The sequence below is a fragment of the Pirellulales bacterium genome, assembly GCA_036267355.1.
Lineage (GTDB): Bacteria > Planctomycetota > Planctomycetia > Pirellulales > DATAWG01 > DATAWG01.
In genome coordinates, this window is sequence record DATAWG010000120.1 from 23,501 (window position 1) to 35,173 (window position 11,673).

5 protein-coding genes are annotated in these 11,673 nt (G+C 60.9%); 2 read left to right on the top strand and 3 right to left on the bottom strand.

What is annotated here, in order from left to right; genetic code table 11:
- Positions 1–187: 187 nt before the first annotated feature.
- Entirely contained in the window at positions 188–1,486 is a 1,299-nt protein-coding gene (locus tag VHX65_18750; GenBank protein HEX4000595.1) for a CinA family nicotinamide mononucleotide deamidase-related protein, read from the top strand.
- A 127-nt stretch (positions 1,487–1,613) separates the two neighbouring features.
- On the opposite strand, the gene VHX65_18755 is transcribed toward VHX65_18750, so the two are convergent.
- The 3 genes from VHX65_18755 to VHX65_18765 all read right to left on the bottom strand — a co-directional run bounded on the left by VHX65_18755 (position 1,614) and on the right by VHX65_18765 (position 11,054).
- Positions 1,614–4,601, bottom strand: coding sequence for a c-type cytochrome domain-containing protein (locus VHX65_18755; GenBank protein HEX4000596.1), 2,988 nt, complete (start codon positions 4,599–4,601; stop codon positions 1,614–1,616).
- Positions 4,602–4,718: 117 nt separating this feature from the next.
- The gene (locus VHX65_18760; protein HEX4000597.1) at positions 4,719–8,048 is read right to left on the bottom strand and encodes a hypothetical protein; all 3,330 of its coding nucleotides are present in this window, start codon (positions 8,046–8,048) and stop codon (positions 4,719–4,721) included.
- Between the two features lie 444 nt (positions 8,049–8,492).
- Positions 8,493–11,054, bottom strand: coding sequence for a DUF1549 domain-containing protein (locus VHX65_18765; protein HEX4000598.1), 2,562 nt, complete (start codon positions 11,052–11,054; stop codon positions 8,493–8,495).
- 322 nt (positions 11,055–11,376) lie between these two features.
- On the opposite strand from VHX65_18765, the gene VHX65_18770 reads away from it, so the two are divergent.
- Positions 11,377–11,673: hypothetical protein (locus VHX65_18770; GenBank protein ID HEX4000599.1), on the top strand; the 297-nt coding region annotated here is incomplete at its 3' end.

Sequence of the window (11,673 nt, forward strand, 5' to 3'; positions counted from 1 at the left end):
ATCTGTGGAGAAGTTATTTTTCGGCCGAGCCCAAGATGGGGGTGGCACCCAACGCTCTCGCACTACTATTGAATTCGTGCCTCATCCAAGGGTAGCTCGACGCGGCACGGAATTGATATTCTGGTTGCACTCGAACTGCTCGCCTTCGGCGATGTGTGCAATCCCCTAACCCATACAAATTGCTTCGATGTTTGCGGAAGTTATCGCGATCGGCGACGAACTTACGAGCGGCCAGCGGCTCGACACGAATAGCCAATGGCTCAGCACGCGCTTGGGCGAGCTGGGCGTCGAGGTGCGATATCACACCACCGTGGCCGACGATCTACAAGCAAATGTGGCGGTTTTTCGAGCGGCCGTCGACCGGGCCGACGTCGTCGTGACCACCGGCGGCCTTGGCCCGACGGCGGACGATCTGACACGCGAAGCGCTCGCCGAAGCGATCGGCCGACCGCTGGTGCTCGATGCCGCGGCGCTCGACCATATCGTGTCGCTGTTTGCCCGCCGCCGGCGGCCGATGCCCGAGGCGAATCGCGTGCAGGCGCTATTTCCCAGCGGTAGCCGTGTGATCATGAATCCGGCAGGCACTGCGCCGGGGATCGATTTGGAAGTGCCGCGCGAAGGGCGGCGGGCATGCCGCGTGTTCGCACTGCCGGGCGTGCCGGCCGAGATGTTTCGCATGTGGGCCGACAGCGTGGCCGGGGCGGTCGCGGCGATGCAGGATGCTCCGTGCGTGCTCTATCACAGGCGAATCAAATGCTTCGGCGTCGGCGAGAGCGACTTGGAAAAAATGCTTCCCAACCTGATTCGCCGTGGCCGCGAGCCACGGGTGGGAATCACCGTCAGCGCGGCGACAATCACGCTGCGAATCACGGCCACCGGCGAAACACTCGAGGCCGCCCGGGCCGCGACCGATGCCACCACGGCGACGATCCGAGATTGCTTAGGCCAGCTCGTGTTTGGCGAAGACGATGACGAACTTGAAAACGCGGTTGTTCGTCTTTTGGCGAAAAGGAGCTTAACGGTCGGCACGGTGGAATGGGGCACCGGAGGGTTGTTGGCGCATTGGTTGGCGGAAGCGGCGATTAGCGCTGGTGGCAAGAATTTGTTTTCGGGCGGGGTCGTTGCCACTGGCGAGGCGGCGCGATGGAATGTGACGCAAGCTGGGTCGGCGGAAGAGAGTTATCCGGCGGGAACACACGCGCAGCCGCAAGCGATTGCAATGCCACAAGAACACGGCGAGATTCAAAGCATGGTCGGCCGATTGGCGGTTGGAGCAAAACGGCTGCTCAAGGCCGACTATGGGCTCGCCACCGGACCACTCCCCGAATACGATCCGGCAGGTTCGATTGTGCCGGAGTTTTGGTATGCGCTTGCCACGCCAGCCGCCGTGTCGATTCGATCGTCGCCCTATGCGGGCAACCCCGACATTTTGAAAACACTTTCTGCGAAGCGGGCACTGAATTGGCTTCGGCTGGAACTGATGTAGCCGGCCGCAGCTCGCGGCCGTCGTCGCAAATGCTTCCGGCCACTGTCACCATATTCGCCCGAAGGGTTAACGAGGGGTTCGCGGCGATTCCGATGGTTTACCGTCGAGGGAGCATTGCGAATCGGCGCTAACGCTCAAAGCTGCGGACGACTTGTCCGTTCTCGATGTTCCACACCCGCAGCGCTCCGTCTTGCCCGCCCGCGACGGCAAGCTTGCCGTCGGGCGTGACGCCGAGCGCATAGAGAAAATCGTTTGCCCCGCCGTAGGTCCGCTCCTGGTTGCCGTTTTCGGTATTCACCAGCCGCAGATTGTGATCGCCGCTCGTGACCAGCACGCGCTGCGAGCTGGCAACATAGTCGATGGCGGTGAGCTCCTTGGAAAAGCCTTCGATGGTTCGGCGCTGCTCGCCGGAGGCGTAGTCCCAGACCTTGATCACGGTGTCGGCGCCCGAGGTGGCCAGTTGCTCGCCATCGGCACGCCACGCCACGCCAAGAACATGATGCGTATGGCCCTCGAACGTTTTCATCAGCGAACCGCTGGCGACATTGAACACGCGCATCGTGCGATCGGTGGCGCCCGTGGCCAGCAGTTTGCCGCCGGGCGAGAATCGGACGGCGCAAATCGTGTCGCTATGGGCGTCGGGCACTGCGCGAACGAGGCTGCCATCGGCGGCGTTCCATATCTTTAATTCGCCGCTGCGCGACGGATAGCCGCCGCCGGTGGCCAGCAACCGGCCATCGGGGCTGAAGTCGAGCGAGATCACTCGGTCGATGAATCGCGACGGATCGTCGGTGTTGCCAATCGTGCGCACCAATGGCCAGGCTGGTGCGGTGTTCCAAAGAATGGCTGACTTGTCGGCCTCGCCGGCCAACAAGCCGGCCGAGGGAGTGTAGGCGAGCGATAAGACGGCGTCGCCGGCTCCTTCGAACGTGTCACCTGGCGCGCCGTTGTCTGCCGACACGGTTTGCACCAAATGGCTATCGCCGGCCATTGCCAGAAAACAGCCGTTCGGCGAGAAGGCGAGGCAGCGGATTGTCTTGCCGTCGGCGGCCGTTTTCGTGGCGGACTGAACGACGGTGTCGGCGTCTTTGACGGCTGCTTCGGCCGCCTCGACGGCTTTTTTGGCCGGCGGCACCGCATCGGCCGCTTTGCGAGACGATTGTTCGGCGAGTTCGATCCCACGCGCCGCCGCGGCGAGCGAATCCACGGCCCGCTTCTTTTCCGCAACAGGCCGATCAGCATTGCGAGCGGTTTCTTCGACGCGCTGTTTGGCTTGCATCAATTTTTGTTGGGCCTGATCGTTTGCATGCCGGGCTTCGGCAGCGGACTTGGCGAGATTTTGGTTGTTGGAATCCTTGTCGGCGGCCGTTTTTGCAGCGGCCGCTTTATCGACGGCGTTTTTGGCGGAATTGGTGGCGGCGGCAAGCTCCTTTTCAGCAGCCGCCTTCGCTTCCAGCGGCTGTTTGGCCGCCGTGGTTTTGTCGGCGAGTTCCTTTTCGGCCGCTTTCTGGCGATCCTTGGCCTTTTGGATACCGTCGCTTTCCTGCTTTGCGGAGGTTTCGGCGTCGGCTTCTGCCTTCTTCGCCTGATCGAGGCGGCTACGGGCGATATCGGCCAAACGCGACAGCCGGCCGACTTCCCATTGCTGGCGGAAATCGCCATGAATCTCGGCGATCTTTTGATTGTTCTCGCCGTTCCACAGTCGGACGACATTATCGGCGCCGGCCGATGCAAACCGCTTTCCATCGGCCCGAATGGCAATGGCGATCACGGCCGGCCCATGATTGACTTGCCGCGTCTGCTGGCCGTTGTCGAGATTCCAGCCGCGCACGCTGCCGTCGGCGCTGCCGGAAAGGATTTGCACTCCGTCGCCCCAAGCGGCGAGCGCCGTGATCGGGCCAGAGTGCCCCTTTAATTCCTTGAGCGGCTTGACGGGCAATTGAGGCTTCTCGTTTTTGCCAGCCAAGACCGCCGAAACCGGCCAAACTCGAATGATATTATCCGTCTCGCCAGAACAAATCCGCGTGCCGCCATGCACCAGTATCATCGCATTGACGGCTGCGGGCGTATCGATCTTGCCGATCGCCGCGCCATCGACCGATTTCCACGTGCGAATCGATTTGTCGAGCGAACTGGAAAAAAGCGTAATGCCGTCGGCGGAAAATGCCAGACCCGTGATCGCGGCAGTGTGTCCGGACAGCGATTGCAACCGTTTGCCGCTCGGGAGCTCCCACAGGCCGATGACACCGCCGGGCTCACCCGTCGCAGCATGCTTTCCATCGGAACTGACCGCCACGACGTTGATTGATCCGCTGGCGCCGGCGAGACTGCCAAGCCGCACGTTCCGCGGCCGCTGCCAAAGTTTCACTTCGCGAAATCCACCCGACGCCAGCAGATCGCCCACCGGCTGAAATGCCAGCGACTGTACGAGATCGAGATGCGCGACACCCGAGCCGCCCGCGCCGGACCGGCCTGCGAGGGCCGGATCGACCAACCGGGCCACGGTCGCGCCGGAGTTGATGTCGTAGACATAAATTTCGTTGTCGCGCCCACAGGCAGCGAGCACACCGTCGGGCGACACAGCCACGGCGAGAATCGGCCGAACGGTGGTGGGAATCCTTTGCCAATGGAGCGGCGCGGCGGCGGTGTTCACCTCGCCGGCGGCGCCTTGATCGATCCAGAGCTTGATCAGGCCGAGCTCGTTCGGCGTGAGCGAGACGGCTTTGACGTTGTTGTCGGCCGGCGGCATGGCCGGATCATCGAGATGCGCGGCGGCCTGGAGAAGCAAGCTATCGCCGCTCTTTTTCGGCACGACGGCCGGGCCGCTGTCGCCGCCTTTGAGAATCGATTGCGGCGTTTCGAGAACCAGATGGTTTTCCGCTTTCGTGCCGTTGTGGCAAGCGATGCAATTGCGCCGCAGCATCGGCAGCACTTCGCCTTGAAAATCCACTGGTCCGGAATGCTTGATATCGGCGATCGCGATGGGAACGACCTTATCCGACGATTTGGTGTTCGACGATTTGGCTTTTTGTTTTGCGGAAGTCTTTTCGGCGCCCTGCGCATAAGGCAACAGTGACGAAATTGCGATCGCTCCCAATAGGAGCAGCCAGGACATGACAAAACCGCCCTCACTCCCGGCCCCTTTCCCAAATGGGGAGAGGGGTGAGCGCTTGTGCGAAAGGTCGATCATTCGGATTCGGTCGTTCATCGTGGATTTTAAACTCGGCGCGTTTTATTTCTTCTCGGATTGCTTTGGACCGGGCTCCTTTCGGTCCGGCTTCGGTGGCGGGGCTTTCGCTTCCGCAGCTCGCACTTGGATGACCAGAGGCACATCGAGCTGCGAGCCCTGGCCGTTGAACGTCATGCGGGCGCGGATCGTTGCATTGTAATCGCCCGGCTTGATTTGCGGATCGAGCTGCACGGCCAGCGTAGCCTTCGTTTGACCGGCCGCGATCGTAACGTCGCCGCCATGCAAGCCAGACACGTTCGGCGGCAACACCAGAGCGGCATACACCGTGTCGGCAAAACCGAAGCGGCGTTCCAACTGCAGCGGCACGTCGATCTTCTCGCTCGGCTTTGCCGGCTTAGGCGCGGAGATCGACATTGCCAGCGGGGCGGCGTCGAACTCGAGCTGCAATGGAGCGGAATAAACGACGAGCGTGTAGTCGCGCGGCTGGGCGATTTCATTCGCCCGCCGGGCTCGTTCATCGGCGGCGCGCTTCTCGTCGTCGGCCGCGTGGCTCTTGGCGGCGGCATCGGCGGCGGCGGTTTGGGCGGCCGTGCGCGCGGCGGCGGTGGATTTTGCGAGCGCGGTCGCGTCGGCTAGTCTCTTTTCCACGATGGATTTGGCCGCTTCAGCGCTGGTTCGCTGGACGGCGGCCGTTTGCGCGGCAGCACGACCCGCATCGCGGCGTGCATCGGCCAGGCGGCTTTCTTCTCGCGCTTTGCGGACGGCCTCGGCTGCGTCGGACTGTGCTTTCAGCGCCGCGGTATAGTCCGCACTCTTGGCGTCGACAGTCTTAGCATCGGCGCCCTTAGCGTCAATCACGGCCTTGCCGGCCTTGGCCTGAGCGGCTTCGGCGGCTTGCAGCTTTGCGGCAGCGTCTGCCGACCCCTTTTCCAGCGGAGCGAGCGCGTCGGCGGCCGCTTGAACGCGCTCATCCAGTTCATGGAGCGTGCGATCGGCCGCGGCAATGGATTCGAGCGAATGCCGCACGGCCGTGTCGGAATCGGCGGCCGCTTTTTCGGCAGCGTGCTTCGCATCATCGGCGCGATGGGCCGCGGTCGCCAACTCGCCAACAGCCTTTTCGAGCGATTTCAATCGCGAGCTCGCCGCGTCGGCGGCTTCGGGATTGTTGCGGCAATTCACGCTTGCGTAGACCCGTAGCGGGAGCGAATACTTGCCCGGCGGCAACTGGCTATTGAAGTTCATTTGCAGCGTGCCGTCGCTTGCGTCTGCCGGAATGTCGAGTTCTTGAACATTCATTCCGCGACACGCGCCGGCCAGCCGGCATTTCAATCGGCCTTTGGCATTTTCGCCGCGAACAACCTTCACCGGCACCTTCAGATTGACGCCGGGCGCCGCTTCGAGCGGCTTATTGCCGGCGAGGTCGATTCTGATTTGTGGCATCGAATTGCCGCTGGTCGCCAGCAGAAACTGCGGCGCCAAGCGAAATTGGACCGTCTCCTGATTCGCCTGCTGAACGGGCCACAGACTCGCGGCGACGCGGACATCGTGTGCCACTTCGAGCTGGCCGATCCGAGCCTTGGCGACAACACGAATGGGGCCGTTCCAATCGGTGAGCTTCGGCCCGGCTTGATCCGCCGCCGCGAACACCAGCGAAGCAACGTCGGCGCCGGGGCCGATCGTCGCGCCGGGACATGTGATCCCCGGCGGCAGCCCTTCGACCGACACCTGGATCTCGCCCGAAAAGCCGTCTTTGCGCTGTGCCATCACGGTCGCAGCCGTCGACCGGCCTCTATGAACAACCGGGCTCCAAAGCGCCATCCGCTCATTGTTGTCGGAGTCACCGGGCGATTCTTCGGAGATCAAGACGCGAAAATCGGGCATCGGACGGTGGATCGCCAGACGATAGACATATTCGGGCCGGCCGCGCGATTCGCCATAAAGATCGCGCACGAGCACTCGATAGGTGCCGTCTTGCGGGGCCTCGAAATGCACGATGGGATCGTCGAGTTCAAGCTTGAGAAACGAGACGTGCCCCTCATGCCGCCGATCGGGCGCCGGATCGTCCGACTCGGCCACGTCGACCATTTCTTCATGTCCATTGGCCGCACGATTGACCCGCTGAACGAGCAGATAGGGATCGGTCGAAAGGCCCATCTGTTGCGAAAAGACTTCGATGGTCCAGGCGTCGCCCTTTTTTGCTTCGAATTGAAACCAATCCTGATCGCCGCGCGGATTGAATTGCCCGGCGACTTCGCAAGGGAGCGAAAGCTTCTGGGCCTCGGCAGGCGTGTTGTTCGGCTCCTGCTCGAGCACAACCGGTGCGGTGGCGAAGTAGATATTGATTGGGTTGGACTCGCCGCCAGGCGTTTGCAGCCGATACGCAAATGCATCGAGCGCGAATTGCGTCGTCTCGGCGAACGCATCGCCGCCGAAATGTTGTACGGCAGCGGGATTTGCTGGAAGCTGGATTTCAACATCCAGACGTTCCAGCGGAGTGCCGGAGGCGGTTCGCTCGGAGGTGGCGGTGCCGCCGGGCAGATTTCGACCGAAGAGCGTGTATTTCGCTTTACTTCCCCCCACGCCGGACGGCGGCATGATGAAATCCAATCGCGGCGCGCTGGAAATCGTCAGGCGGTAGAAATAGTCGGGACCACCCTTGTAAAGAAAATCGTATAGCTTGACGACGTAGGTGCCGTCGGCCGGGGCGACAAAATCCATGAAAGGATCGCGATGGAATCGCTCTTTCGCCCGCGCCAATTCGTGGCCTGCCGCATCGTAGAGCACCAAGCGCGGATCGAGCCGTGAATCGATTTGTCTGGCGGCAGTTTCCAACAACAGGCGCTGGCCTTTTTTGGCCGAGAACTTGAAATAGTCGGCGCGCTCCGAACCCATTACCGCGCTGACGGTCGATTCGAGCGGCAATTCGCGGGCGGCAGAGAGCTTTTCGGGCGGATCGCGATCGACGACTTCGCCGAGCGAGCCGACGGCAAACGTGCGCGGATTGGAGATTCCGGCCGGACCCGAAGTGCGAACCTCGTAAAGCCCCGGCGGCACGGTGCCGGAAATCGTCACCATAAACCGATTCAGAACCGGCCGCGAAACATTGTCGACCGGCGAAGCGATCATTTTAGGCGTCCCTGACAAACCCGGATGCGAAAACACGAGCGACGTGGCGTCGTCGATATTCGTGCCTTCGGTTGCGACTTCGACGGTCGACGCTTGCTTGCCGCCGGGCGGGAAGACGGCCGTCAACTGCGCTCCGAGCATCGGATTGTCGCCCCGTGCGCTCGAGCCGGCGCAAAGCAATCCGATCATCACGGATGCGAATCCCAGGAACCGGCCGGCGAACGTGCGTAGCGCTGGGTGGTGCATGGCAAGGGGATACGGCGGAAGGGTGCGAATTGAAATCCAATCCGAAACCAAAGCGAATGCGTAGGCCGCCATGCCGGTGCAGCTTCGGTCGACAATCAACTTATCGAGATCGCAGCAATCTCACAAAACCGTCGGAAGAAAAACGCTGGGCGGATGAAGGGCGGGCCGGAATGTCGAGGGACGGGACGGCGATCGACGGAGGTAGGATAATACGAATCGCGAGTGGTTAGAACACCAAAATTGGCGGGAGCTAGCGGAGAAAGTTGTGAGGCTTGAGGTTGTGAGGCTTGAGGTGTGAGGTTGTGAGGCTTGAGCTTAAACCACCACAATCGCCGATCGCGAGCAAGGAGCCATCAGAAACAAAGAAACGGTTGCCGCCGCCCTCCATCATATTCGCGACGGTTGAAAAAAGTCGCGCAAACGGCGGCTGCTTTACGCGGGGAGCTAATGGTTGAACAAGAATTCCTTCGTATTGATCAGCGCCCACAGAATGTCTTCATAGGCGGCGCGATCGTTTTTCGTTTGTGCGATGTGATGCAGCGAAACTTCTGTTTCGTCGGCGGCCGGATGACGCGAGTAGAACTCGAGATAAAGCTGATCGATTTTTTCCGCCGAAGTGTGCTTCTTGTCCTCGGCCAGCGTGGCCGCGCGGCCGATGCCGGCCGCCACCTTCTGCTGCACGTCGACCGAATTCAGCAAATGCAGGCTCTGGGCCAGATTCGCATCGTTGCTCCGCTCGCACTCGCACGGGCTGGACCCTTCCGGGCGGCCAAACACCGTAAGGAAATACGAATTGAATCCACTGTCGGGCAATTCGATGGCCCGGGTGCCCATCGGCATGCCGTTGAATTTCGTCGGCGCGCCGGTCACTTGGTCGACCGCGTCGAGCAACACCTCGGCCGTAAGCCGCTTCGGATAATAATGCGAATAACTTTGGTGATCGCCGGCGTTGTATCGGTTTGGCACCGCCGAAAGTTGATACACCTGCGAATTGCAGATCGTGCGGACGAGATCTTTAAGATCGTGGTGGTTGACGGCGAAATGCTCGGCCAGCGCCGCAAGCAATTCGGGATTCGAAGCCGGATTGGTGGCCCGCATGTCGTCTTCCGGTTCGACCAGCCCGCGGCCGAAGAAATGTTTCCAATAGCGATTCGCCAATGCGGGGGCGAAGTACGGATTTTTGGCATCGACCATCCAATCCACGAGCGACTGTCGTGGATCATCGTCGGGCGAAAGTACGACAGGCTTTCCGCCAAGCGGCGCCGGTGGCACCTGCTCGTGGGTCCGAATATTCTCGGCCGTTGCCATGCCGCGGCGATGATAGATGCGGAATTCGCTTTGCTGCAGGCCTTGCTTCTTGCCGACGCGCGAGAAAAACGCGTCGAATCCAAAATAATCCTGCTGGCTCCAGCGCTCGAACGGATGGTGATGACAATGGGCACATTGAATCCGCATGCCAAGAAACAATTGCGCCGTATCTTCCATTTCCTGCGCTGGTTCGGCCGCTTCGCGATACCAAGCCACCGGCGGATTCTCGCTCACTTCGCCAGACGCCGTCAAAATGTCGCGAACAAATTGATCGTAGGGCTTATTTTCGTAAAGCGATTGGCGAATCCAATCGTGAAACAGAAAATCGCCATGCTCGTAACTCGGCATCACGCGCTTGTTGCGCAACACGGCAGTCCACTTCGTCGCGAAATAATCGGCGTAGCCATCGCTGGCCAATAACTCATCGATCCAATGGGCCCGCTTGTTCGAGTCAGCATCCGTCAGAAAGCGCGCGGTTTCTTCCGCGGTCGGCAGCCGGCCGGCGATGTCGATCGACGCGCGGCGGACGAATGTCGCATCGTCGCAAACCGGCGAGGGGGGAATTCCCAGCGTTTTCAACTGCTTGAACACGGCCTCGTCGATAAAATTTTTCGCCGCGGGCATCTGATCCATCGGAGCGCCCAATGGTAAAGCAGCCCGAAACACGGCCACCTGGCCTTGATAGCGGGCCATGATCGCCACGGTGCCCGGCAGATCGCGAGCGGTAACCAGACCGGTCGAGCTGACCTCGGCCATTTCCGTGTCGTTCGGTTCGAATTTCGTCATCAGCGTGACATCTTCGACCGATCCGTCGGAATAATGGGCGAGGCAAATCAATTGCTGCTTTGCGCCGGGCTTGAGCGTGCGAATCGCCGGCACGACTTCGATCTTCGACACCACCGGATCGTCGGGCTTGCCGTAGGGCATCCCTTGCACGATCCACCGCCGCAAAAGCTTGTAGGGAACCGAATCGACCTCCATCCGCTGCCCACCGCCGTGCGGGATCAGACCAGCGGCCTTCTGCAGCAGCAAGCTGCTATCCGGCGCGGCGGGCGACAGCCGGCGACCGCGGCCTTCCATCACGAGATGCTCATAATCTTCGCTCGGCACGAAACCCAATAGCGAAAGCCGAAAGCCATTCTGCCCGCTCGCCTTACCGTGGCAACCGCCGGCGTTGCAGCCCAGCTTGGTGAAAATCGGGACGATCTGATTCGGGAAATTCACCGGCGGGTCGTCGGTGAAATGCGTGACCACAACGGTGATCATCGCTTTGTGGCCCGCGGCGGCTTCCGCGACAATCAGGGATTTTCCATCGGCCAGCGGCCAAACCAAGCCGGTTTGGTCGATGCGAACGATTCCGGTGGGTTCGACCGTGTATCGCACTTGCCGTGTCAGATCGCGTAGTTCGCCATCACCGAGTTTTTCGGTGACGATCAGTTGTTGGCGCGAATCGCGGCCGGCGAGGGTGAAGCTGCTAGCATCCTTGCCGCCGGATACGATTGTGAGACCAGCAAGAGTCGAAGACGCAACGGCGGGCTTGGCGGCTGAAGTGACGGGGGCGGTGGCGGAAGAGGCGATCTTCGCTCCAACGAACTTTACCGTCGGTTGTTCGGCTTGTCCGTCGCGCAGAGCCAGACCGCTGAGCAATCCGACGATCAAACCGATTCCCGCGGCCGAAAACGTCATGCTTTGGCGCATGGCAACTCCCTTCGTGCTAAAGAGCAGCCTGGGCCCCCGCCCAAACCCAGATGGTGTTTCGCTCATTGCTTCCCTGCAATCCCTTTCAATATGCCTATAGTGGCGCAGGAAAGCAATAATTTGTCAAGACGCATTTAGATGCGTTTATGCGTCTGGCGAGAATTCATGGTTGGCTACTATTCGGGTCGGATTTGCGATGGGGGAGCGGCGAAGCATGGCCCCAAAGGCGTGCGGCGAGATTAGAATGAGGCGATACCTGCGGTCATGTTTTGGCCTAAACTTGTCGGGAATGCCCTTTCGTTCGCCCCAAAAGAGCAACACAATGAAATTGGCCATGGTCCGCGTTTTCGACCAATTGCTTCCCCTTGCTGTCTTCGCCGTGGTCCTCGCCGTTGCGCCGGCACAGGCAGACGAACCGGCAATCGCTGATTTAGCAAAACCGAATTTGGCCGCATCGAACTCGGCAAAAGCGGAAGCCGCAAAATCCGACGCGGCAAAATCCGACGCGGCAGCGCCCACCGGACCGCTGCTCGGAAAAACCGTTGTCGAGCATGTCAAGATCGGCGTCGTAATCACGGCCGACACCGGTCCGTGCCGTGGGATTGTCGCCACCGCTCCA

Bases quoted from the DNA above. Each gene is read 5' to 3' on its own strand.
- VHX65_18750 (HEX4000595.1), top strand. From the start codon at position 188: ATGTTTGCGGAAGTTATCGCGATCGGCGACGAACTTACGAGCGGCCAG.
- VHX65_18760 (HEX4000597.1), bottom strand. From the start codon at position 8,048: ATGCACCACCCAGCGCTACGCACGTTCGCCGGCCGGTTCCTGGGATTC.
- VHX65_18765 (HEX4000598.1), bottom strand. From the start codon at position 11,054: ATGCGCCAAAGCATGACGTTTTCGGCCGCGGGAATCGGTTTGATCGTC.
- VHX65_18755 (HEX4000596.1), bottom strand. From the start codon at position 4,601: ATGTCCTGGCTGCTCCTATTGGGAGCGATCGCAATTTCGTCACTGTTG.